Below are 22,698 nucleotides of genomic sequence, written 5' to 3' on the forward strand. Positions count from 1 at the left end.
TGAAACCGATTTTCCTGGCTTTGGCACTGATGCGACCGGCGCACAACGCCGAAGAGGCTGACAGCTCGCCATGCGACGGCGTCGAGAACGACGTGCAGACCCTGGAATGTGCCACCTACAACCGCACCACCGCCGAACAACTGCTCAACGATAACGTGCAGGGCCTGCTGGAGCGCCTGGGCACCCTGTACGGCCACGACAAGGCGCAACTCAGCGACGTCAGCGCCAAGGTCAAGAATGCCCAGCAACTGTGGCTCAAGCAGCGCGACGCCGATTGCGCGATCGAAACCTTCCCGGCCAAGCCCGGCAGCAAGGCCTACACCATCGCCAACAACGACTGTTTGTCGCGCATGAGCGACGAGCGCTCGGAATTCATCGAGTCCATCGCCCAGGAATAACCCCGTCGCCAGCGCCGTTGCAGGAGCCGGCTTGCTGGCGAGGGGCCCTTCAAGATCGCCAGCGCCTGCAGGATAGGTGAGGACCGACCCACTATCTGATGGGCAACATGTGGACAACGTTGCAGGGTTGCCAGTCCACACAGCGTCAGTAAGCGAAGAAGTCGCCACACGCCTGGGGGGGTTCCCAACCGGCCTACGCCCAGCAGGAAAGCGTGGCCAAGCCGCGCCGCGCCACCCGCGAGAAAATCGCCCAGGCATTTGGCATTCGCGCCGACCGGTTGGAGCTGTAAGCTGCACCCCATTACTGGATCAAAGGAACGCTCATGAGCATCTGCGGCATCGAAATCAAAGGCAGTGAAGCCATCTTCGCCATTGCCTCCTTGCAGGGCGACGCGCTGCAGCATGTGGCCATCGCCACCAAGAAAATCGCCCTTGAAGACGATGACGAAGCGGCCAACGTCAAGGCGTTCGCAGCCCAGGTCGCGGCCTTTGTCAGTGAGAACGGTATCAGCCGCCTCGCCATCAAGAAACGCAGCAAGAAAGGTGAATTCGCCGGCGGCCCGACCACCTTTAAAATCGAGGGGGTGTTCCAACTGCTGGACTGCGAGGTCACCCTGCTCTCGCCACAAACCATCAATGCGCAGAATAAAAAGCACAACTTCGAGCTGCCAAGCACCTTGAACAAGTACCAGCACGAAGCCTACAAAACCGCCTGTTCGGCCCTGCTGAAAAAATAACGGCGCCTACTCTATGGGCGCCTGCAGAGGGGCCGTGTGCGCAGCCTCTCGGCGCCGATCCTCCCGTGGGCAGCTGGCAAACCTGGCGCGGTAGCTGCGGGTGAAATAGGACGGCGATTCAAAGCCGCAGGCGATGCTGACTTCCAGCACGCTCATGTCGGTCTGACGCAGCAGTTGTCGGGCCTTTTCCAGGCGCAGCCCCAGGTAGAAGTTGCTCGGCGTGTCATTGAGGTGCAGGCGAAACAGGCGCTCCAGTTGGCGCCGGGTGACCTTGACCAACTCGGCCAGGGCCAGGGTGCTCAGCGGCGGTTCGCTGTGTTGCTCCATTTCGCCAATCACCTGCACCAGTTTCTGGTTACGGATGCCGTAGCGGGTGGCGACCTCCATGCGCTGGTGGTCCTTGCGCGGGCGAATACGCCCCAGCACAAATTGCTCGCTGACCTGGATCGCCAAGGGCGCGCCATGAGCCTGGCCGATCAGGTCGAGCATCATGTCGATGGATGCGGTGCCTCCGGCCGAGGTAATGCGCCGTCGGTCGATCTCGAACAGTTCCTGGGTGACGTGCAACTGCGGGTAGGACTCCTTGAACGCCTCGATCGCTTCCCAGTGCAGGGTCAGGCGATGGCCCTCCAACAGGCCGGCATCGGCCAGGACCACGCTGCCGGTGTCGATACCGCCCAGGGTGACACCTTCCAGATCCAGGCGCGCAACCAGTGCACTAAAGGCGCAGTGACGCACTTGAGCGGTTCGAACCCGGCCACCACCCACAAGGTTGCGCCTTTTTTCAGCGGCTCCAACGCCGCATCGGCGTTCACCGACATGCCATTGCTGGCCAATACCGCCCCGCCGTCGCAGCTCAGCACATGCCAGCGATACAACTCCCCGCGAAAGCGGTTGGCCACCCGCAGGGGTTCGATGGCCGAAATAAAGCCGATGGCGGAAAAGCCCGGCATCAGCAAAAAGTAGAAGTCCTGGGACATGAAACGCACTCCGAGGGGCGGGTAGCGTGGAGCCCGTGATACGCCAATCGCCAGCCCCCGACAAGGGCGGAGGTCGCTGCTGTGCAAGAGTGGGTCGCCACTGTGCGCTTTCAGCCGACGCCAGCTGCGTAACGTGGCGGCACCAGCGCACAAAGACGCCGGGACCGACAATAACGACCTGCCGAGGAACCCACCATGAAACGATTGATCAGCAGCTGTGCTCTTGCTCTCAGCGGTAGTGTTTTCTTGAGTTCCGGCGCCATCGCGGCCGATGCCGCCAGTTGCCAGAACGTGCGCCTGGGCGTGGTCAACTGGACCGACGTGATCGCCACCAGCGCCATGACCCAAGTGTTGCTCGACGGCCTCGGCTACAAGACCAAACAAACCAGCGCCTCCCAGCAAATCATCTTCGCCGGCATCCGCGACCAGCGCCTGGACATGTTCCTCGGCTACTGGAACCCGCTGATGACCCAGACCATCACGCCGTTCGTCGAGGCCAATCAAGTCAAGGTCCTGGCCGAACCGAGCCTCAAGGACGCGCGCGCCACACTGGCAGTGCCCACCTACCTGGCCGACAAGGGGCTGAAGACATTTGCCGACATCGCCCGCTTTGAAAAAGAGCTGGGCGGCAAAATCTATGGCATCGAACCCGGCTCGGGGGCCAACACCCAGATCAAGGACATGATCGCCAAGAACCAGTTCGGCCTGGGCAAGTTCCAACTGGTGGAATCCAGCGAGGCCGGCATGCTGTCGGCGGTGAGCCGCGCGGTGAAACGCGACGAAGCCATCGTGTTCTTCGGCTGGGCACCGCACCCGATGAACATCAATCAGAAAATGACCTACCTCACCGGCAGCGAGGGTGCCCTGGGGCCCAACGAAGGCATGGCCACGGTCTGGACCGTGACCGCGCCAAACTACGCCCAACAGTGCCCGAACGTCAGTCGGCTGTTGAGCAACCTGACCTTCAGCGCCGAGGACGAGAGCCGGATGATGCAACCGCTGCTCGACCACAAGGACGCCCTGGAATCGGCTCGGCAATGGCTCAAGGACCATCCGCAAGACCAGCAGCGCTGGCTGGAAGGCGTGACCACCTTCGATGGCAAGCCGGCCGCCGAACACCTGCAACTGACCGCCAAGTAAGCCCAATGCAACCGCGCCTCGCAGCCGTCCCAGGCTGCGAACGGCGCAGCCATGCCCAAAAATCACGCCTGTAAGGAACCTGCACCATGAACCACGACGTCATCATCACCTGCGCACTCACCGGTGCTGGCGACACGACCGCCAAGAGCCCCCATGTGCCGGTCACCCCCAAGCAAATCGCCGCGGCCGCTGTGGAAGCGGCCAAGGCCGGTGCCACGGTGGTGCATTGCCACGTCCGAGACCCGCAGACCGGCCAATTCAGCCGCGACGTGGCGCTGTACCGCGAAGTGATGGAGCGCATTCGCGAAGCCGACATCGACATCATCGTCAACCTCACCGCCGGCATGGGCGGCGACCTGGAGATCGGCGCCGGGGAACACCCCATGGAGTTCGGCCCCAACACCGACCTGGTGGGCCCGCTGACCCGCCTGGCCCACGTCGAGGCGCTGCTGCCGGAAATCTGCACCCTGGACTGCGGCACCCTCAACTTCGGCGACGGCGACACCATTTACGTCTCCACCCCGGCGCAACTGCGGGCGGGCGCCAAGCGCATCCAGGCGCTGGGGGTGAAGGCTGAGCTGGAGATTTTCGACACCGGGCACCTGTGGTTCGCCAAGCAGATGATCAAGGAAGGCCTGCTGGATAACCCGCTGTTCCAACTGTGCCTGGGCATTCCATGGGGCGCGCCGGCGGACACCACCACCATGAAAGCCATGGTCGACAACCTGCCGGCGGACGCGGTCTGGGCCGGGTTCGGCATCGGCCGCATGCAAATGCCCATGGCCGCCCAGGCGGTGCTGCTGGGAGGCAACGTCCGGGTCGGCCTGGAAGACAACCTGTGGCTGGACAAAGGCGTGCTCGCCACCAACGGCCAATTGGTGGAACGGGCCACGGAAATCCTCAGCCGTCTCGGCGCCCGGGTCCTGACACCCGCCGAAGGCCGCAAAAAAATGGGCCTGACCCAACGCGGCTGACCCGAATCCACCGTCCCTCTGTAGGAGCCCGCTTGCCGTCGAAGGGGCCCGCAAGGTCGCCAACAGCTTCTCTGGCAAGCCAGCCCCTACGGATTGTTTATCTGGAGTACGCGATGAGCTTTATCACTGACATCAAAACCTTCGCCGCCCTAGGCAGCGGCGTGATCGGCAGCGGTTGGGTGGCCCGTGCCCTGGCCCACGGCCTGGACGTGGTGGCCTGGGACCCGGCGCCGGGGGCTGAAGCCGCCCTGCGCAAGCGGGTCGCCAATGCCTGGGGTGCCCTGGAACAACAAGGCCTGGCGCCGGGTGCCGCGCAAGACCGGCTGCGCTTTGTCGCCACCATCGAGGAATGCGTGAAAGACGCCGACTTCATCCAGGAAAGCGCCCCGGAACGCCTGGAGTTGAAACTGCAACTGCACAGCCAGATCAGCGCAGCGGCCAAGCCCAACGCCCTGATCGGCTCGAGCACCTCGGGCCTGCTACCCAGCGAATTCTACGAAGGCTCGACTCACCCGGAACGCTGTGTGGTGGGTCACCCGTTCAACCCGGTTTACCTGCTGCCGCTGGTGGAGGTGGTCGGTGGCAAACGCACTGCGCCGGAAGCTGTGCAAGCGGCGATCAAGGTTTATGAATCCTTGGGTATGCGCCCATTGCACGTGCGCAAGGAGGTTCCCGGGTTTATCGCCGACCGTCTCTTGGAAGCGCTGTGGCGCGAGGCCCTGCACTTGGTCAATGACGGCGTGGCCACCACCGGCGAAATCGACGACGCGATCCGTTTTGGCGCAGGCCTGCGCTGGTCGTTCATGGGCACCTTCCTCACCTATACCCTGGCCGGGGGCGACGCCGGCATGCGTCACTTCATGGCCCAGTTCGGCCCGGCGCTGCAACTGCCCTGGACCTACCTGCCTGCGCCGCAGCTGACCGACAAACTGATCGATGACGTGGTCGAAGGCACCGCCGAGCAACTGGGCCACCACAGCATCTCGGCCCTGGAGCGCTATCGTGATGATTGCCTGCTGGCGGTGCTGGACGCGGTGAAAGCCACCAAAGCTAAGCACGGCATGAACTTCCACGACTAACCCCGTGTAGGAGCTGGCTTGCCAGCGACGACGCCCTGAAGCCTTGCAGCGCTCAGGTAGACGCCATCGCCGGCAAGCCGGCGCCTACAGACCAGGAGATCTTTATGCCTGCGCTTACCCCTTACCGCACCCACGTCATCAGCGATTGGGTCGACTACAACGGCCACCTGCGTGATGCCTTTTACCTGCTGATTTTCAGCTACGCCACCGACGCCCTGATGGACCAACTGGGCCTGGACAGCGAACACCGCGAAGCCAGCGGTCACTCACTGTTCACCCTGGAGCTGCACCTCAATTACCTGCACGAAGTGAAGCTCGACACCCACGTCGAAGTGCACACCCAGATCATCGGCCACGACCGCAAACGCCTGCACCTGTACCACAGCCTGCATAAGGTCGGTGATCCCCGGGAACTGGCCGGCAACGAGCAGATGCTGCTCCATGTCGACCTCGCCGGCCCGCGCTCGACGCCCTTCGGCGAGGCGCTGCTCAATCGCCTGCAGGCCATCAGCGCCGAACACGCCAAGCTACCGCGACCGGCCTATATCGGCCGAGTCATGGCCTTGCCGCCGGAACGCTGAATAGGCGCAAACTGCCGGCAAAAAAAAGCCCCGATCAAGCCGTGACAAGATCGAGGCAGGGAGTGCTGTTGAGGAGCTGTGCGTGAGGGTGACCAAACCGTCCCGGTATCAGCTGAGCCCAGTGTGCACAGTCTGCGACGCCACAAGTTAGCCGAAAACGACCTGTTCATAGGTAAACGGGCCATCGCGACGATTTGCCCTTGCCGCCACCGGGAACGGCTACCAGAATCGGCTCACGACCACGCTCCCTGAAAAAGGATAAGAGTCATGATGCACGCGGATTTGATTGACCAGGACGACCTGCTGGGCCAACTCCGGGCCCTGGGTTTCGAGATGCCGGCCGGTGCCAGCGCCGACGAAGCCTGCGAGTGTGCGGTACGGGGTTTGAGCGATGCCCGGGCCAAGGCCCTCAAGGGCATGGTGGAACAGATGCTGACCGGTAACGCGACCATTCTGCCGGCAGTGCGCCAAGCCATCGATCGCCAGTTGCTACCGGCGCTGGCCGAGTATCAGCAACACAAACGCGCCTGATACGGCCACGCCATCAAGGCCATAAAAAAGGGCTCGGTTTCACGGAAACCGAGCCCTTTTTCATTCAGCCAACGCGCGGGGTCAGAGCCGTACGCTGGCGAAGGTCGACTCGTTGCGTGCCTGGCTCAAGGCCGACAGCGGGCCGGACAGCGGCGCCAGCACCAGAGCTTGCGGCAGCGGCATCATCGCTACTTGTTGAGTGGTGTTGGAACCGACGCGTTCGTCACGCGGCGGAATGCCGAAGTACTCGCGGTAGCACTTGGAGAAGTGCGGCGTAGAAACAAAACCACAGACCGAGGCCACTTCGATGATCGACATCGGCGTCTGCTTGAGCAGTTGACGGGCGCGGATCAGCCGCAGCTTCAGGTAATAGCGTGAAGGCGAACAGTGCAGGTACTTCTGGAACAGCCGCTCCAGTTGGCGTCGCGACACCGCCACATAAACCGCCAGCTCGTCGAGGTCGATCGGCTCCTCCAGGTTGGCTTCCATCAGCGCAACGATTTCCTGCAACTTCGGCTGGTTGGTACCGAGCATGTGTTTGAGCGGCACGCGCTGGTGGTCCTGCTCGTTGCGGATGCGTTCGTAGACAAACATCTCCGAGATCGCCGCCGACAGTTCACGGCCGTGATCGCGGCTGATCAAATGCAGCATCATGTCCAGCGGCGCGGTGCCACCGGAACTGGTGAAGCGGTTGCGGTCGAGGGTGAACAGGCGGGTGCTCATGGCCACACGGGGGAAGGCCTCCTGCATCGAGGCCAGGCATTCCCAGTGCACGCTGCAATCGAAGCCGTCCAACAGGCCGGCGCAGGCCAGGGCCCAACTGCCGGTACAGACTGCACCCAGGCGGCGCGACTGGCGGGCCTGGCTTTGCAGCCACGACACGTGTTCACGGGTCACGGTGCGCTGGATGCCGATGCCGCCACAGACGATCACGGTGTCCAGGCTCGGGGCTTTGTGCATCGCGGCGTCGGGGGTGATTTGCAATCCGTCGCTGGCCCAGACCTGACCGCCATCGACGCTGAGGGTGGTCCAGCGATACAGCTCGCGGCCGGACAGTTGGTTGGCCATGCGCAGGGGTTCGACTGCGGAAGCCAGGGAAATCAGCGTGAAATTGTCCAGCAGCAAAAAGCCGATGGATTGAGGCGTACGGTTCTGGGGTTGGGCCCCGGAGTTGAACGACGTCATCGCGATATCTCCTCACACAAAGCGGGTGGTGGCCTCAGGCGGAGGCTCTTGTTATTGCCATTGCTCTTGGGAGCCGGGCTTTGTCATGACAGAGCAATTGCCATGCCTAAAGTTGAATGGGTATTCAATAACTCCTGAAAACGACATCGGGGAGCGTCTATATAAGCCGCGTGCGGAGTGGGGGTTATAAGCGTCGTCGAGGCCAATCAGCGCCCTGCCCGGCGCGCTGTGAGCAAATAGGTAGCACTTGTGGGAACGGCGTGTCGTGGCGTCCGCGAGGAGTGTCACCACAAGCACAGGCGACGGGTGGTCGCGTCCATAGAATGGCAGAGCGCGCCACCCGGGACTTATCCAAACGCGACGCGCCAAAAGGTGGCGCATCGCAACACCCGTGGGCAATTTACGCGCAGCACCCCACGAGCAACCGTCCACTGTAGGCGCTGGCTTGCCAGCGATAGCGTCCTTAAGGGCAATGCATGGCTTGAGGGCCTATCGCCGGTAAGCCGGCTCCCACGGAGTCAGCATTCCACGGCGCTGACGGCCAGGCCGCCGCGGGAGGTTTCCTTGTATTTGTCGTGCATGTCGGCGCCGGTGTCGCGCATGGTACGAATCACCCGGTCCAGGGAGATGAAATGCTGGCCATCGCCACGCAAGGCCATCTGCGCCGCGTTGATGGCTTTCACCGCAGCGATCGCGTTGCGCTCGATGCACGGCACTTGCACCAGGCCACCCACCGGATCACAGGTCAGGCCCAGGTTATGTTCCAGGCCGATTTCCGCGGCGTTGCACAGTTGTTCCGGGCTCGCCCCGAGGATCTCCGCCAAGCCGGCCGCCGCCATGGCGCAGGCCGAGCCGACTTCACCCTGGCAACCCACCTCGGCACCGGAGATCGACGCGTTCTTCTTGCACAGGATCCCCACGGCCGCGGCACCGAGGAAATAATCCACGACATTGGCCTCGGTCACGTATTCGCTGAACTTCATAAAGTAGTGCAGCACCGCCGGAATGATTCCCGCCGCGCCATTGGTGGGAGCGGTCACCATGCGCCCGCCCGCGGCGTTCTCTTCATTGACCGCCAGGGCAAACAGGTTGACCCACTCCATGGCACTCAAGGTCGAACCGATGACATTGGGCTTGTTCAGCTCCTGCAGGCTGCGGTGCAACTTGGCGGCACGGCGGCGCACATTCAGCCCGCCCGGCAGAATGCCTTCGTGCTTCAGGCCTTGCTCGACGCAATCCTGCATGGCCCGCCACAAGGTCATCAGGCCGCTGCGAATCTCCTCTTCCGAACGCCAGACCTTCTCGTTGGCCAGCATCAATTCGGCCACCCGCAGGTTGTGCGTGCGGCACAGACTGAGCAGCTCCACTGCACTGGAAAAATCGTAAGGCAACTCGGTGCGATCCAAGTCCACCACGCCGCTGCTGGCCTGGGCCTGGTCGACGACAAAACCGCCGCCCACCGAATAGTAGGTATCGCGATACAACTCACCGCCCTCACCTTCGGCCACCAGGGTCATGGCGTTGGGGTGGAACGGCAGATTCTCGTCGATCAGGCGCATGTCCCGGGACCAGATAAAGGACAGCGGCAAGCGACCATCGAGCATCAGGGTGTTGGTTTCCCGCAGTTGCTGGATGCGCGGGCCGATCTGCGACGGGTCGATTGCATCTGGCCACTCGCCCATCAGCCCCATGATGACCGCGTTGTCGCTGCCGTGGCCGATGCCGGTGGCCGACAGCGAGCCGAACAGTTGCACTTCGACCCGCCGTACACGTTCCAGCAGGCCCTGTTCCCGCAACCCCTGAACGAACAACGCGGCGGCCCGCATCGGGCCAACGGTGTGGGAACTGGAGGGGCCGATGCCAATTTTGAACAGGTCGAAAACGCTGATTGCCATGCCTGCGAAACTCCTCGATGAGCACAGTCCAGGCGCCGAAAACGCCCGGTGACGGAGCTGCTACGCTCAAGCTGCAATCCGTCGAGAGAACTTCATCATCCGGCTTTTACGCTGAGGTTCGACGTCTCACACCGACCCACTCATGCCCACTAACGTCGCTCGGCGACAAGGGTGGTTTTTGCGCGGTTTTTGCGGCTCAGATGCCCGTAAAACCACGAAAAAAACACTGTAAGCGACCTCATCGACACTGGATGCGACCCTCCCTGTACTGGATACGACGCGCCCTGTAGGCGTCAGATTTTCACTGGTACATGATCGTCTCGACTCGATTGCAAGGCACTGTGGCAGAGCTGTCGCAGACGCCCCAACCGCCACACTGATAAGTGCGGTCCCAACGCCGCCAAAAAAGAACACCAAGGAGTCTCCCCCTATGAAAGGTTCCCCGTCGTTGTTGTTGGCCGCCATGCTGAGTCTGCCGCTTCTGGCGAACGCCGCAGAGCCGGCCCAATGCAGCACCGTAAACTTCTCCGATGTCGGCTGGACCGACATCACCGTCACCACCGCCACCACCAGCGTGGTGCTGGACGCCCTGGGCTACAAAACCAAGACCACGATGATTTCCGTGCCGGTGACCTACAAGTCCCTGGCCGATGGCAAGAACATGGACGTGTTCCTCGGCAACTGGATGCCGACCATGGAAAACGACATCAAGGCCTACCGCGAAGCCGGCACCGTCGAGACCCTGCGCGCCAACCTGGAAAACGCCAAGTACACCCTGGCGGTCCCCGAGGACCTGTACAACAAAGGCCTCAAGGACTTCGCCGACATCGTCAAATTCAAGAAGGAACTGGACGGCAAGATCTACGGCATCGAGCCGGGCAATGACGGTAACCGCCTGATCCAGAGCATGATCGACAAGAACGCCTTCGGCCTCAAAGACGCCGGCTTCAAAGTGGTCGAGTCCAGCGAAGCGGGCATGCTGTCCCAGGTCGATCGCGCCCAGCGGCGCGCCACCGCAGTGGTGTTCCTGGGCTGGGAACCGCACCCGATGAACACCCGCTTCAAGATGAAGTACCTGACCGGGGGTGACGACTACTTCGGCCCCAACTTCGGCCAGGCGACCATCTACACCAACACCCGCAAAGGCTACGCCCAGGAGTGCAGCAACGTGGGCCAGTTGCTGAAGAACCTGTCGTTCACCCTGAACATGGAAAGCACCCTGATGGGCAATGTGCTGGACGACAAGATGAAGCCTGATGCGGCCGCCAAGGCCTGGCTGAAAAATAACCCGCAAGTCCTCGACACCTGGCTTGCCGGCGTCACCACCATTGACGGTAAACCTGGCCTGGAAGCCGTGAAAACCAAACTCGGGTTGTAATCGCTTACGCCGGGCGGGTTTACCCGCCCGGGCTGTTTTTTCCTTGCATGCGGACGTTCGATACCATGCTTATTGATCAGAAAATCCCCCTAGGCCAGTACATCGCTGCCTTCGTAGAATGGCTGACGCAACACGGCGCCAATACATTCGATGCGATTGCCACGACCCTGGAAACGATGATCCACGGTGTGACCTTTGCGCTGACCTGGTTCAATCCGCTGGCGTTGATCGGCCTGATTGCCTTGCTCGCGCACCTGATTCAACGCAAATGGGGCCTGACGGCATTTGTCGTCCTGTCGTTCCTGCTGATTCTCAACCTGGGTTACTGGCAAGAGACCATGGAAACCCTGGCCCAGGTGCTGTTCGCCACCCTGGTCTGCGTGTTGATCGGCGTGCCGCTGGGCATCGTCGCCGCGCACAAGCCGCTGTTCTACACCATGATGCGCCCGGTGCTCGACCTGATGCAGACCGTGCCCACCTTCGTCTACCTGATCCCGACCCTGACCCTGTTCGGCCTGGGCGTGGTACCCGGACTGATTTCCACCGTGGTGTTCGCCATCGCCGCGCCGATCCGCCTGACCTACCTGGGCATCCGCGATGTACCACAAGAGTTGATGGACGCCGGCAAGGCCTTTGGCTGCTCGCGCCGTCAGTTGTTGTCGCGCATTGAGTTGCCCCACGCCATGCCGAGCATCGCTGCCGGCATCACCCAGTGCATCATGCTGTCGTTGTCGATGGTGGTGATCGCCGCCCTGGTCGGCGCCGATGGCCTGGGCAAACCCGTGGTCAACGCCTTGAACACCGCCGACATCGCCCTGGGCTTCGAAGCCGGCCTGGCGATCGTACTGCTGGCAATCATGCTCGATCGCATCTGCAAACAACCTGACGCCAAAGTAGGGGGTGACGCATGAGCATAATCCGCTTCGATAACGTAGACGTTATCTTCTCCAAGGATCCACGGGAGGCGCTCAAGCTCCTGGATCAAGGCATGACCCGCAACGAAATCCTGAAGAAAACCGGGCAGATCGTGGGCGTGGAAAAGGCCAGCCTGGACATCGACAAGGGCGAAATCTGCGTGCTGATGGGCCTCTCCGGTTCCGGCAAGTCGAGTCTCTTGCGCTGTATCAACGGCCTCAACACCGTGAGCCGCGGCCAATTGTTCGTCGAGCATGAAGGGCGGCAGATCGACATCGCCTCCTGCACCCCGGCCGAGCTGAAAATGATGCGCACCCAGCGCATCGCCATGGTGTTCCAGAAGTTCGCCCTGATGCCCTGGCTGACGGTGCGCGAGAACATCAGTTTCGGCCTGGAAATGCAGGGCCGACCGGAAAAGGAACGGCGCAAGCTGGTGGACGAAAAGCTGGAGCTGGTGGGCCTGACCCAGTGGCGCAACAAGAAACCCGACGAGTTGTCCGGCGGCATGCAGCAGCGGGTGGGCCTGGCCCGCGCCCTGGCCATGGATGCCGATATCCTGCTGATGGACGAACCCTTCTCGGCCCTCGACCCGCTGATCCGCCAGGGCCTGCAGGACGAGCTGCTGGAGCTGCAACGCAAGCTGAGCAAGACCATCGTGTTCGTCAGCCACGACCTGGATGAGGCGCTGAAACTGGGCAGCCGTATCGCCATCATGAAAGATGGGCGGATCATCCAGTACAGCAAGCCGGAAGAGATTGTCCTCAACCCGGCGGACGACTATGTGCGCACCTTCGTCGCCCACACCAACCCACTGAACGTGCTCTGCGGGCGCAGCCTGATGCGCACCCTGGACAACTGCAAGCGGGTCAACGGTTCGGTGTGCCTGGACCCGGGTGGTGATTCCTGGCTGGACCTAGCCGACGGCAATACCATCAAGGGCGCACGCAAGAACGGCGCGCAAATGGACTTGCAGAACTGGGCTCCGGGCCAGTCGGTGGAAGGCCTGGATCGCCGCCCGACCCTGGTGGACTCCAACATCGGCATGCGCGACGCCTTGCAGATCCGCTACCAGACCGGCAACAAACTGGTCCTGCACGACAACCAGCAAGTGGTGGGGATCCTCGGTGACAGCGAGCTCTACCACGCCTTACTCGGCAAGAACCTAGGCTGAGGGGCAGACACAAAAACGCCGCGAGCAATCGCGGCGTTTTATTTTAGCGGCTGTGATCGTCGGCAAGCCCGCGCCTACAAAAGCCTTGGGGTTGCCACGACCTTTGTAGGAGCCGGCTTGCCGGCGAAGCGGTGTTTCAGCAAGACCGCGGTGCAGCCATCGCTGGCAAGCCAGCTCCTACAAGAGCCTTGGGGTTGCCACCACCTTTGTAGGAGCCGGCTTGCCGGCGAAGCGATGTTTCAGCAAGACCGCGGTGCAGTCATCGCTGGCAAGCCAGCGCCTATCTTGACTCAGCTATAGACACGGCTAAGGAGCTGCCGATGGCTTTCAAACTGATCGAGCACATCACGGGTGATTTGCTCAGGGGTGAAACCCATCAAGTCGTACTCCTGGCTACCGTTGTGCAGGTAAACCTCGGCGCGGTAGTAGCGCGTGCGCTCTTCCTCGGCGTCGGTGGACTCGCTCGGCGCCGCCAGGTAACCATCCAGGCTCACTTCGTAGACAAAGGGGTTGCCCTCTTCCATCTCGACTCGCACGCCCATGCAACGCTTGGACTTGCCCAGCAGGGTCTGCACATCCAGGCCTTGGGCCCGCAACAGCACCGCCGCCTCTTCGAGGGCCGGGGTGACCTTTTTATCCATAAAACGCTGCACCACCGACTGGGTTGGTTGCAGGTCCAGCTGGGTCAGCCGCTCGCTGAAACCACGACGACCACGGGCCGCCAGTTCCGCCTGCTCCAGCTCGATCTGAGTGTCCTGGCGCATGGCCTTGTGCAAGCCGAACATAAAGCACACCAGCACCACCGAGAACGGCAAGCCGGCCAGCACCACCATGGTTTGCATAGCTTCGAAATTACCGGCAAGCAGCAAGCCGATGGTCACCAGGGTGATGATCACCGACCAGAAAATCCGCAGCCAATGGGGGGCGTCTTCATCGACGTTGCCGCCTTTGCACGAAAGGTTGGCCATCATCACCGCGCCCGAGTCTGCGGGGGTCAGGAACAGCACGAAGCCGACAAAAATCGACACGCCGATGACCACTTTCGACGCTGGGTAATGCTCCAACAACTGGTAGATCGCCATGGACGGCTGTTCCAGCGCCGTCTTGCCCAGCTCCACCGCCCCGTGGTTCATCACCAGGTCCAGGGCCGAGTTACCGAAGATCGACAGCCACGCCAGGGTGAAGCCCAGGGGAATCAGCAACACGCCTGCCACCAGCTCACGCACCGTGCGACCACGGGAAATACGCGCAATGAACATGCCGACGAAAGGAGCCCAGGAAATCCACCAAGCCCAGTAGAACAGGGTCCACAGGCCCAGCCAGCGATCAGACTTTTCGCTGTCGCCTGCATACACATACAAGTCGAAGGTCTTGAGCACCACACCGTTGAGGTAGTCGCCGATGTTCTGCACGAAGCCATTGAGCAGGTGCAGGGTCGGGCCGCACAGCAAGACAAAGATCAACAGGCCGCTGAACAGCACGATGTTCAGGTTGGACAGGCGGCGGATGCCGTTTTCCACACCGGACACCGCCGCGATGGTCGCCACAGTACTCATGACGATGATCACGATCAGCAGGTTGGTGTTGCTATGGGCGATGCCGAACAAGTTTTCCAGGCCGGACGACACCTGCAACGCGCCGATGCCCAGGTTGGTCACCAGGCCCAGCAGGGTCACGAACATGCCGAAACCGTCCACCGCGTGGCCGGCGGCGCCTTTGACCCAGCGCTCCCCCACCAGCGGGTACAACGCCGAACGCAAGGCCAGTGGCTGGTTGTGCCGGTAGGCAAAGTACGCCACCGCCAGCCCCACCAAGGCATATATCGCCCAGCCGTGCAGGCCCCAGTGAAGGAACGTCAGCTGCACCGCCTGGCGCGCCGCCAGGTTGCTGCCGGCCACGCCTTCAGGCGGATTGAAGTAGTGGTCCAAGGGCTCGGAGGCCCCGAAGTACAAGAGCGAAATACCGATCCCCGAGGAGAACAGCATGCCGGCCCAGGCGCCATAGCTGAAATCCGGGGTGTCTTGCTTGGTCCCCAGCTTGAGCTTGCCGTAAGAGGAAAATGCCAGGCCCACCACAAACACCAGGTAAGCGGCGATCACCACCATGTAGTACCAGCCGAAGCTGCGGGACAGCCAGGCCTGGGCGATGCCCAGCAGTCTGCCGGCATCTTTCGGGGCGTAGATCAGAATGGCGGTCAACAGCAGGATCAGCGCGGTAGAGGTGTAGAACACCCAACCGTTGACCCGCACCTTTTCCGGCGGGGTCTTTATAAGAGAGGCAGAACTCATTGCACAGATGCTCCAGGCAGTGCGAGAGAAGGACACAAGGCAACACGGTCCCCGACTAATCGGTTAGTTGGCAGCCGATCGTCGGGTGATATAAAGACACCCCGAAAAAACCCGAAACCGCAGAAACCGCGTTGCGCACCAGCATCGAAGGTTGGGCATGAACCTACCGTTCAACGCCTGGCCCCCGGAGCGTCCTGCCCCATCAACACGTCCGTTCTCTTGCCGGTCAACGCCATGCCACTTGTCGGTTCTGGTTTTTTCAGAGGCCGCTTTTCCGTCGTCTGCGAGCAGGTGAACCCCTCAGGCAGCGACGATTTGTCGCAGAGCTTATTCTTTGTTGATTGAACGTTCAATCAAAACAAAATAGACTGGCCCAGTTGCCGACAGCCGTATTACGTCTGCCGGCGGGCCTAAGGAGAGGTGCAAGATGCCCAAGGTCGGTATGCAACCCATACGCCGCCAGCAATTGATCGAAGCCACACTACAGGCGGTTGATCAGGTCGGAATGGGGGACGCCAGCATTGCGCTGATCGCCCGTTTGGCCGGTGTCTCGAACGGCATCATCAGTCATTACTTTCAGGACAAGAACGGCCTGATCGCCGCCACGATGCGGTACCTGATGAATGTCCTGATAGAGAACGTCACCGCGCGCCGACTGGCGCTGACAGATGACAGCCCACGGGCTCATCTGCAGGTGATTATCGAAGGCAACTTCGACGCCAGCCAGGTCAATGGCCCGGCAATGAAAACCTGGCTGGCCTTCTGGGCCACCAGCATGCACCACCCGTCTTTGCACCGGTTGCAGCGGATCAACGATCACCGCCTGTATTCCAACCTGTGCTGCCAGTTCCGCCGCGTTCTGCCTCTGGATGATGCACGCAACGCAGCCCGGGGCCTGGCCGCCCTGATCGACGGATTGTGGTTGCGTGGCGCGCTGTCGGGAGACGCTTTCGACACGGAGCAGGCGCAGCGAATCGCTTACGAATACATGGATTTCCAATTGGCCAAGCAGGTGAGTTAGAGCCCACATAAACGCTCAACCCCTGAACTGCTGCTGATCGGTGTTGCCAGAACCTTAAGGCTCACCCCAGCGGTCAACGCCAACCACTTATGCACTTGCGAGGACTTTATGGCCCGTTTCGAACTGCAAAAACTCTACATTGACGGCGGCTACAGCGACGCTGGCAGCGATGCCACCTTCGACGCCATCAACCCGGCTAACGGTGAAGTTCTCGCCAAAGTGCAACGTGCCACCCAAGCCGACGTTGAACGCGCCGTGGTCAGCGCCGAAAAAGGCCAGAAAATCTGGGCCGCCATGACCGCCATGGAGCGTTCGCGCATCCTGCGTCGCGCCGTCGAAATCCTGCGTGAGCGCAACGACGAACTGGCCGCTCTGGAAACCCTGGACACCGGCAAGGCGTTCTCCGAAACCAAGTATGTCGACATCGTCACCGGCGCCGACGTGCTGGAATATTACGCAGGCCTGGTGCCCGCCATCGAAGGCGAGCAGATCCCCCTGCGCACCACCTCTTTCGTCTACACCCGTCGCGAGCCTCTGGGCGTCGTAGCTGGTATCGGCGCCTGGAACTACCCGATCCAGATCGCCCTGTGGAAATCCGCGCCAGCCCTGGCTGCCGGTAACGCGATGATCTTCAAGCCCAGCGAAGTCACCTCGCTGACCACCCTGAAACTGGCCGAGATCTACACCGAAGCCGGCGTTCCGGATGGCGTGTTCAACGTTCTCACTGGTAGCGGCCGTGAAGTCGGTACCTGGCTGACCGAGCACCCGCGCATCGAAAAAATCTCCTTCACCGGCGGCACCGACACCGGCAAGAAAGTCATGGCCAGCGCTTCCAGCTCCTCGCTGAAAGACGTGACCATGGAACTGGGCGGCAAGTCCCCGCTGATCATTTTCGACGACGCCGACCTGGATCGCGCCGCCGACACCGCCATGATGGCCAACTTCTACAGCTCGGGTCAGGTCTGCACCAACGGCACTCGTGTGTTCGTACCGAGCCACCTGAAAGCCGCGTTCGAAGCCAAGATCGTTGAACGTGTAGCGCGCATCCGCATCGGCAACCCGGAAGACGAAAACACCAACTTCGGTCCGCTGGTGAGCTTCGCCCACATGGAAAGCGTGCTGGGCTACATCGCCAAGGGCAAGGAAGAAGGCGCCCGCGTACTGTGCGGCGGCGAACGCCTGACCGAAGGCGAATTCGCCAAAGGCGCCTTTGTTGCACCGACCGTATTCACCGACTGCACCGACGAGATGACCATCGTCCGCGAAGAAATATTCGGCCCGGTGATGGCGATCCTGACTTACGAAACCGAAGAAGAAGTCATCCGTCGTGCCAACGACACCGACTTCGGCCTCGCTGCCGGCCTGGTCACCAAAGACCTGAACCGTGCCCACCGCGTGATTCATCAACTCGAAGCCGGTATCTGCTGGATCAACGCCTGGGGCGAATCCGACGCCAAGATGCCAGTCGGCGGCTACAAGCAGTCGGGCGTGGGCCGTGAAAACGGAATCAGCTCGCTGAACAATTTCACCCGCATCAAGTCGGTACAGGTCGAGCTGGGCGATTACGTCTCGGTGTTCTGAGCAGCCGCAAGCAACTAGCGACAAGCTGCAAGCAAAGGCCAAGGCATTTGCTTGCAGCGACCACCCGACTCTCAGAGAGCCTAATCGCTCACTGTTTTTCTCTTGCAGCTTGAAGCGTGAAGCTTGTCGCTGCATCCGGAGGATGCTTCATGGAATACGACTACATCATTGTGGGTGCCGGCTCTGCCGGTAACACCCTGGCGACCCGTCTGACTGAAGACGCCGGCGTCACTGTCCTGCTGCTGGAAGCCGGCGGCCCGGACTACCGTTTCGACTTCCGCACCCAGATGCCGGCGGCCCTGGCGTTCCCGCTGCAAGGCCGTCGCTACAACTGGGCCTACGAAACCGATCCAGAGCCGCACATGAACGGTCGTCGCATGGAATGCGGTCGCGGCAAGGGCCTGGGCGGCTCGTCGCTGATCAACGGCATGTGCTACATCCGCGGCAACGCCATGGACTACGACAACTGGGCCAAGCTGCCAGGTCTTGAAGACTGGGACTACCTCAACTGCCTGCCGTACTTCAGAAAAGCGGAAACCCGTGACATCGGTCCCAACGACTACCACGGTGGCGAAGGCCCGGTCAGCGTGACCACGCCCAAAGCCGGCAACAACCCGCTGTTCCACGCCATGGTCGAAGCCGGCGTGCAGGCCGGTTACCCGCGCACCGAAGACTTGAACGGCTACCAGCAGGAAGGCTTCGGTCCGATGGACCGCACCGTCACCCCTAAAGGTCGTCGCGCCAGCACCGCCCGCGGTTACCTCGACGTGGCCAAGCAGCGTTCGACCCTGACCATCGTCACCCACGCCCTGACCGACAAAGTCCTGTTTGAAGGCAAGCGTGCCGTAGGCGTGCGTTACCTGGTCGGCGCCGCCGAAGAACGCGTGGAAGCCCGCGCGCGCAAGGAAGTGCTGGTGTGCAGCGGTGCAATCGCCTCGCCACAACTGCTGCAACGCTCCGGCGTCGGCCCGGCCAAGCTCCTGGAAAGCCTGGACATCCCGGTGGTCCACGACCTGCCGGGCGTGGGTGAAAACCTGCAGGACCACCTGGAGCTGTACCTGCAATACGCCTGCACCCAGCCAGTCTCGCTGTACCCATCGCTGCTGTGGTGGAACCAGCCGGCCATCGGTGCCGAGTGGCTGTTCAACGGCACCGGTATCGGCGCCAGCAACCAGTTCGAAGCCGGTGGTTTCATCCGTACCCGCGAAGAGTTCGAATGGCCGAACATCCAGTACCACTTCCTGCCGGTGGCGATTAACTACAACGGCAGCAACGGGGTAAAAGAGCACGGCTTCCAGGCGCACATGGGCTCCATGCGTTCGCCGAGCCGTGGCCGCGTGCAGCTCAAGTCCAAGGACCCGCGCCAGCACCCAAGCATCCTCTTCAACTACATGGCCACCGAGCAGGACTGGCAGGAATTCCGCGACGGCATCCGCCTGACCCGGGAAATCATGCAACAGCCAGCGCTGGACCCATACCGTGGCCGCGAAATCAGCCCGGGCATCGAAGTGCAGACCGACGAGCAACTGGATACTTTCATCCGCGAGCACGCCGAAACCGCGTTCCACCCGTCCTGCTCGTGCAAGATGGGCACCGACGAGATGGCCGTGGTCGATGGCGAAGGTCGCGTGCATGGCATGCAAGGTCTGCGCGTCGTGGATGCCTCGATCATGCCGATCATCACCACCGGCAACCTCAACGCACCGACGATCATGATCGCCGAGAAAATCGCCGACAAGATCCGTGGTCGCCAGCCGCTGCCACGCAGCACTGCCGACTACTACGTGGCCGGTGAAGCACCGGTACGTGGCAAGCCGCTGCGTGAAGTGAGCCCGACCGCGCAGTAAGCAACATCGGCGTCGACCGCAAGGGTCGGCGCCGTTTCACCTCGTTGCCCCCGCCTCATTCCCCCGCTTGATCCTGCGCCCTTCAGCGGCCTAATCTAGTCGCCTTCCCCAAAGCTCCTGTAGGAGCCGGCATGCCGGCGATCAAAGCCAGGCAGCCCCCGCGTGTCACAAGGAGGTCCCCGCATGTTCGACTTTCACCCCCAGCTCAAGCAGCGCTTCGCTGCCTTGCGCACGGGCGCCGAATTCTTTTCCCTGCGTTACGTGCGCGAGTCGGGCCAGTACCTCTCGGTGCGCAAGAACGTCGCGGAACCGCCCAGCCTGAGACGCGACGAAGGCGCCATGCTCACCGTGCGTGTGAAGGGTGTCGAAGCCTATGCGGCCACCAACGACCTGTCCCAGACCGGGCTCCAGGCCGCCCTGGAGCGCGCCGAACAGCAAGCCCGGCTAATCGCCGACCACGCCCTGTTGGACCTGCGCCAGCAAGCGGTTTCCAGTGATCGGGCTGATTATTTTTCGCCGAACCTAGAGCAGCCCTTCCCGTCTCTCAGCGAGTGCTACCAACTGCTGGGGGAAGAATCGGCCTCGGTGCCCCGGGACGACCGCCTGGTGAACTGGCAAGTGAGCATTGGCATCACCCACGTCGAGCAGATTTACCTCAACAGCGCCGGCGCTGAGCTGCGCCAGGCCCAGCGCTTTGTCTACCCCGGCCTGGATGTGACCGCCTACGACGGCAATGACAGCCAGACCCGCAGCCTTGGCCGCGAGAACTTCGGCCAGCAGGGCGGCGCCGACGTGATCAGCCGTTGCGGCCTGCAAGGCGCCGCGCCCCACGTGGCCGACCAGGCCCTGCAATTACTGCTGGCGCCCAACACGCCCCAGGGCCCACGGGACCTGCTGCTGATGCCTGACCAGATGATGCTGCAGATCCACGAGTCCATCGGCCACCCCCTGGAACTGGACAGGATCCTCGGCGACGAGCGCAATTACGCTGGCACCAGCTTCGTCAAGACCAGCGACTTCGGCCACCTGCAATACGGCTCCAGCCTGCTCAACGTGACGTTCGACCCGGACATCCCCGAACAGCTCGCCAGCTACGGCCATGACGACGACGGCAGCGCCGCCAGCAAACAATTCCTGATCCGCGAAGGCCTGCTGGTCCGCCCCCTCGGCGGCGCCCTCTCGCAATACCGGGCCGGCCTCGACGGCGTGGCCAACAGCCGCGCCTGCAGCTGGAACCGCCCACCCATCGACCGCATGGCCAACCTCAATATCGAGCCAGGGGACCAGCCCCTGGAGCAACTGATCGGCAACATCGAGCACGGCATCCTGATGTCCACCAACCGTTCCTGGTCCATCGACGACGCACGCAACAAATTCCAGTTCGGCTGCGAATGGGGCCAACTGATCGAAAACGGTGAACTCAAGGGCGTGGTGAAGAACCCCAACTACCGGGGCATCTCCGCGCGTTTCTGGGGCAACCTCAGCGCCGTGGGCGATGCCGGCACCTTCAAGGTCCTGGGCACGCCGAACTGCGGCAAAGGCGAACCGAACCAGGTGATCCGCGTCGGCCATGCCTCGCCAGCCTGCGTGTTCAGCAAGATTGATGTATTCGGAGGAGACGCCTGATGAGCCCGTCCAAAAATCAGGCTACGCACTTCAAAGCCTTGGTCGCCTGGCTGCAGGATGCCCTGCGCGAGCCGGAACAGTTCACCCTGAGCTACGCCGCCGAAGCCTCGGAATTCATCCGCTTCAACCACGCCCAAGTGCGTCAGGCCGGCCAGGTGCAACAGGCCAGCCTGGGCTTCAAGCTGATCGACAACGGCCGCCACGCCGACCTGGACATCACCTTGGCCGGCGATCTTGAGGTCGATCAACAGCGCCTCGCCGAAGGCCTGCAACAACTGCGGGACACCTTGCCCCTGCTGCCCAAGGACCCGTACCTGTTGCTCAATCACAACGCTTGGCAGACCCGCAATGTGCAGGAGCACCCGCTGCCGGGCAGCGAACAGGTGGTGGCCGAAATCGGCCGTGCCGCCGCTGGGCTGGACCTGGTGGGTTTCTACGCCGCCGGCCCCATCAGCCGCGGTTTCGCCAGTTCTTCGGGGGCTTTCGGCTGGCACCAGGCCAACAGCTTCAACTTCGACTTCAGCTTGTTCCACGCGAACGGCGAAGCGGTGAAAGCCAGCTACGCCGGGCATGCCTGGAACAGCGAGGACTTCGCCCGACGCTTCGAGCAGGCGCGCCAGCAACTGGAATTCCTTGGCCGGCCGCTGCGCACCCTGGCCCCGGGGCAGTACCGGGCCTACCTGGCGCCGGCGGCCCTGGAAGAAATCATGGGCATGCTCAGTTGGGGCGGCTTCTCGGCCCAGGCCATTGCCAGCAAACACAGCCCGCTGCAGAAGCTCTATGCCGGCGACGCTCGCCTCAGCCCCCTGGTCTCCCTCGGTGAGCAGGTCAGCGGCTCGTTGAGCCCGGCGTTCTCCGACGAAGGTTATCCGCGCAGTGACCTGGCGCTGATCGCCCAAGGCGCCGCCGGGGATCAACTGATCAACTCCCGCAGCGCCGCCGAGTACGGCCTGACCACCAACGGCGCCGATGCCGGCGAGTCTCCCAGCGCACTGAACATGGCGCCCGGGCAGTTACCGCAGGAAGAGGTTTTGCGGCAACTGGGCACCGGCCTGTACATCAGCAACCTGTGGTACCTGAACTATTCGGACCAGCCAGCGGCGCGCCTGACCGGCATGACCCGCTTCGCCACCTTCTGGGTGGAAGACGGGCAGATCCAGGCACCGGTGAGCACCATGCGCTTCGATGACAGCGTCTACAGTTTGCTCGGCACCCAGCTTGAGGCCCTGACCCGCGAGCGCGAGCTGATTCTGTCCGCCAGCACCTACAGCCAGCGGCAGACCGGCTCTATGGAACTGCCCGGCGCCCTAGTCAGCCGCCTGACCTTGACCTTATGAAATCAGCTGCAAGCAGCGAGCTTGCAGCTTGACG

At 62.2% G+C, this 22,698-nt stretch carries 20 protein-coding genes and 2 pseudogenes; 16 read left to right on the plus strand and 6 right to left on the minus strand.

Annotated features, from left to right (window positions below):
- From M1B35_RS25875 to M1B35_RS25885, 3 genes and pseudogenes are all read left to right on the plus strand, one after another.
- Positions 1–398: lysozyme inhibitor LprI family protein (locus M1B35_RS25875; protein ID WP_268263467.1), on the plus strand; the 398-nt coding region annotated here is incomplete at its 5' end.
- Positions 399–552: 154 nt separating this feature from the next.
- Positions 553–688: pseudogene (locus M1B35_RS25880) on the plus strand (helix-turn-helix domain-containing protein); the annotation flags it as partial.
- Positions 689–721: 33 nt separating this feature from the next.
- Positions 722–1,135: a DUF3010 family protein gene (locus M1B35_RS25885; protein WP_123327548.1), complete on the plus strand. Its 414-nt coding sequence runs from the start codon at positions 722–724 to the stop codon at positions 1,133–1,135.
- Between the two features lie 6 nt (positions 1,136–1,141).
- Here M1B35_RS25885 and M1B35_RS25890 read toward each other — a convergent pair whose 3' ends face one another.
- Both M1B35_RS25890 and M1B35_RS25895 read right to left on the minus strand, forming a co-directional pair.
- Entirely contained in the window at positions 1,142–1,849 is a 708-nt protein-coding gene (locus tag M1B35_RS25890; protein ID WP_268263483.1) for a GlxA family transcriptional regulator, read from the minus strand.
- A complete protein-coding gene (locus M1B35_RS25895; RefSeq protein WP_268263468.1) occupies positions 1,750–2,115 on the minus strand; it encodes a type 1 glutamine amidotransferase family protein in 366 nt (121 codons plus the stop codon). Before M1B35_RS25895 ends, M1B35_RS25890 begins: the two co-directional genes overlap by 100 nt.
- A 195-nt stretch (positions 2,116–2,310) precedes the next feature.
- On the opposite strand from M1B35_RS25895, the gene choX reads away from it, so the two are divergent.
- The 5 genes from choX to M1B35_RS25920 all read left to right on the plus strand — a co-directional run bounded on the left by choX (position 2,311) and on the right by M1B35_RS25920 (position 6,420).
- Positions 2,311–3,255: a choline ABC transporter substrate-binding protein gene (gene choX / locus M1B35_RS25900; RefSeq protein ID WP_123327550.1), complete on the plus strand. Its 945-nt coding sequence runs from the start codon at positions 2,311–2,313 to the stop codon at positions 3,253–3,255.
- Positions 3,256–3,341: 86 nt separating this feature from the next.
- Positions 3,342–4,229: a 3-dehydrocarnitine:acetyl-CoA trimethylamine transferase CdhC gene (cdhC, locus tag M1B35_RS25905; RefSeq protein ID WP_123327551.1), complete on the plus strand. Its 888-nt coding sequence runs from the start codon at positions 3,342–3,344 to the stop codon at positions 4,227–4,229.
- A 113-nt stretch (positions 4,230–4,342) separates the two neighbouring features.
- Positions 4,343–5,308, plus strand: a complete 966-nt coding sequence (locus M1B35_RS25910; RefSeq protein ID WP_123327552.1) for an L-carnitine dehydrogenase — start codon at positions 4,343–4,345, stop codon at positions 5,306–5,308.
- Positions 5,309–5,412: 104 nt separating this feature from the next.
- Complete coding sequence (locus M1B35_RS25915) at positions 5,413–5,889, plus strand: thioesterase family protein (protein WP_268263469.1); 477 nt, start codon at positions 5,413–5,415, stop codon at positions 5,887–5,889.
- 267 nt (positions 5,890–6,156) lie between these two features.
- Entirely contained in the window at positions 6,157–6,420 is a 264-nt protein-coding gene (locus tag M1B35_RS25920; protein ID WP_123327554.1) for a hypothetical protein, read from the plus strand.
- An 81-nt stretch (positions 6,421–6,501) separates the two neighbouring features.
- Here M1B35_RS25920 and gbdR read toward each other — a convergent pair whose 3' ends face one another.
- Together gbdR and M1B35_RS25930 are read right to left on the minus strand one after the other, a co-directional pair.
- On the minus strand, positions 6,502–7,605 hold the full coding sequence (gbdR, locus tag M1B35_RS25925; RefSeq protein WP_123327555.1) for a choline metabolism transcriptional regulator GbdR: 1,104 nt from the start codon (positions 7,603–7,605) through the stop codon (positions 6,502–6,504).
- A 518-nt stretch (positions 7,606–8,123) separates the two neighbouring features.
- Positions 8,124–9,500 carry an L-serine ammonia-lyase gene (locus M1B35_RS25930; RefSeq protein WP_123327556.1) on the minus strand — a complete coding sequence of 459 codons (1,377 nt, stop codon included), beginning with the start codon at positions 9,498–9,500 and terminating at the stop codon, positions 8,124–8,126.
- Positions 9,501–9,930: 430 nt separating this feature from the next.
- On the opposite strand from M1B35_RS25930, the gene M1B35_RS25935 reads away from it, so the two are divergent.
- The 3 genes from M1B35_RS25935 to choV all read left to right on the plus strand — a co-directional run bounded on the left by M1B35_RS25935 (position 9,931) and on the right by choV (position 12,964).
- Positions 9,931–10,878 (plus strand): choline ABC transporter substrate-binding protein, encoded by a 948-nt coding sequence (locus M1B35_RS25935; protein ID WP_268263470.1) that lies wholly within the window; start codon positions 9,931–9,933, stop codon positions 10,876–10,878.
- A gap of 65 nt (positions 10,879–10,943) precedes the next feature.
- On the plus strand, positions 10,944–11,789 hold the full coding sequence (gene choW, locus M1B35_RS25940) for a choline ABC transporter permease subunit (RefSeq protein WP_268263471.1): 846 nt from the start codon (positions 10,944–10,946) through the stop codon (positions 11,787–11,789).
- Entirely contained in the window at positions 11,786–12,964 is a 1,179-nt protein-coding gene (choV, locus tag M1B35_RS25945; protein WP_123327559.1) for a choline ABC transporter ATP-binding protein, read from the plus strand. Before choW ends, choV begins: the two co-directional genes overlap by 4 nt.
- A gap of 290 nt (positions 12,965–13,254) precedes the next feature.
- Here choV and M1B35_RS32415 read toward each other — a convergent pair whose 3' ends face one another.
- Together M1B35_RS32415 and M1B35_RS25950 are read right to left on the minus strand one after the other, a co-directional pair.
- The gene (locus M1B35_RS32415) at positions 13,255–13,605 is read right to left on the minus strand and encodes a hypothetical protein (protein ID WP_425273451.1); all 351 of its coding nucleotides are present in this window, start codon (positions 13,603–13,605) and stop codon (positions 13,255–13,257) included.
- 44 nt (positions 13,606–13,649) lie between these two features.
- Positions 13,650–15,195 (minus strand): annotated as a pseudogene (locus tag M1B35_RS25950) (BCCT family transporter).
- A 484-nt stretch (positions 15,196–15,679) separates the two neighbouring features.
- On the opposite strand from M1B35_RS25950, the gene betI reads away from it, so the two are divergent.
- From betI to M1B35_RS25975, 5 genes are all read left to right on the plus strand, one after another.
- The gene (gene betI, locus M1B35_RS25955) at positions 15,680–16,273 is read left to right on the plus strand and encodes a transcriptional regulator BetI (RefSeq protein WP_123327561.1); all 594 of its coding nucleotides are present in this window, start codon (positions 15,680–15,682) and stop codon (positions 16,271–16,273) included.
- 108 nt (positions 16,274–16,381) lie between these two features.
- Positions 16,382–17,854 (plus strand): betaine-aldehyde dehydrogenase, encoded by a 1,473-nt coding sequence (gene betB, locus M1B35_RS25960; RefSeq protein WP_123327562.1) that lies wholly within the window; start codon positions 16,382–16,384, stop codon positions 17,852–17,854.
- 149 nt (positions 17,855–18,003) lie between these two features.
- A complete protein-coding gene (betA, locus tag M1B35_RS25965) occupies positions 18,004–19,701 on the plus strand; it encodes a choline dehydrogenase (protein ID WP_268263472.1) in 1,698 nt (565 codons plus the stop codon).
- Between the two features lie 183 nt (positions 19,702–19,884).
- Positions 19,885–21,327 carry a TldD/PmbA family protein gene (locus M1B35_RS25970; RefSeq protein WP_268263473.1) on the plus strand — a complete coding sequence of 481 codons (1,443 nt, stop codon included), beginning with the start codon at positions 19,885–19,887 and terminating at the stop codon, positions 21,325–21,327.
- On the plus strand, positions 21,327–22,664 hold the full coding sequence (locus M1B35_RS25975; protein ID WP_268263474.1) for a TldD/PmbA family protein: 1,338 nt from the start codon (positions 21,327–21,329) through the stop codon (positions 22,662–22,664). The genes M1B35_RS25970 and M1B35_RS25975 overlap by 1 nt, the downstream gene beginning before the upstream one ends.
- Positions 22,665–22,698 lie beyond the last annotated feature (34 nt).

The organism is Pseudomonas morbosilactucae (assembly GCF_023241665.1).
Classification (GTDB): domain Bacteria; phylum Pseudomonadota; class Gammaproteobacteria; order Pseudomonadales; family Pseudomonadaceae; genus Aquipseudomonas; species Aquipseudomonas morbosilactucae.

Excerpts from the sequence above, each read along its gene's own strand:
- M1B35_RS25910 (WP_123327552.1), top strand. The coding sequence starts at position 4,343 with ATGAGCTTTATCACTGACATCAAAACCTTCGCCGCCCTAGGCAGCGGC.
- choX (WP_123327550.1), top strand. The coding sequence starts at position 2,311 with ATGAAACGATTGATCAGCAGCTGTGCTCTTGCTCTCAGCGGTAGTGTT.
- betA (WP_268263472.1), top strand. The coding sequence starts at position 18,004 with ATGGAATACGACTACATCATTGTGGGTGCCGGCTCTGCCGGTAACACC.
- M1B35_RS25970 (WP_268263473.1), top strand. The coding sequence starts at position 19,885 with ATGTTCGACTTTCACCCCCAGCTCAAGCAGCGCTTCGCTGCCTTGCGC.
- M1B35_RS25885 (WP_123327548.1), top strand. The coding sequence starts at position 722 with ATGAGCATCTGCGGCATCGAAATCAAAGGCAGTGAAGCCATCTTCGCC.
- M1B35_RS25975 (WP_268263474.1), top strand. The coding sequence starts at position 21,327 with ATGAGCCCGTCCAAAAATCAGGCTACGCACTTCAAAGCCTTGGTCGCC.
- M1B35_RS25920 (WP_123327554.1), top strand. The coding sequence starts at position 6,157 with ATGATGCACGCGGATTTGATTGACCAGGACGACCTGCTGGGCCAACTC.
- cdhC (WP_123327551.1), top strand. The coding sequence starts at position 3,342 with ATGAACCACGACGTCATCATCACCTGCGCACTCACCGGTGCTGGCGAC.
- M1B35_RS25895 (WP_268263468.1), bottom strand. The coding sequence starts at position 2,115 with ATGTCCCAGGACTTCTACTTTTTGCTGATGCCGGGCTTTTCCGCCATC.
- gbdR (WP_123327555.1), bottom strand. The coding sequence starts at position 7,605 with ATGACGTCGTTCAACTCCGGGGCCCAACCCCAGAACCGTACGCCTCAA.
- M1B35_RS32415 (WP_425273451.1), bottom strand. The coding sequence starts at position 13,605 with ATGGATAAAAAGGTCACCCCGGCCCTCGAAGAGGCGGCGGTGCTGTTG.
- M1B35_RS25930 (WP_123327556.1), bottom strand. The coding sequence starts at position 9,500 with ATGGCAATCAGCGTTTTCGACCTGTTCAAAATTGGCATCGGCCCCTCC.
- betI (WP_123327561.1), top strand. The coding sequence starts at position 15,680 with ATGCCCAAGGTCGGTATGCAACCCATACGCCGCCAGCAATTGATCGAA.
- choV (WP_123327559.1), top strand. The coding sequence starts at position 11,786 with ATGAGCATAATCCGCTTCGATAACGTAGACGTTATCTTCTCCAAGGAT.
- betB (WP_123327562.1), top strand. The coding sequence starts at position 16,382 with ATGGCCCGTTTCGAACTGCAAAAACTCTACATTGACGGCGGCTACAGC.
- M1B35_RS25935 (WP_268263470.1), top strand. The coding sequence starts at position 9,931 with ATGAAAGGTTCCCCGTCGTTGTTGTTGGCCGCCATGCTGAGTCTGCCG.
- M1B35_RS25915 (WP_268263469.1), top strand. The coding sequence starts at position 5,413 with ATGCCTGCGCTTACCCCTTACCGCACCCACGTCATCAGCGATTGGGTC.
- choW (WP_268263471.1), top strand. The coding sequence starts at position 10,944 with ATGCTTATTGATCAGAAAATCCCCCTAGGCCAGTACATCGCTGCCTTC.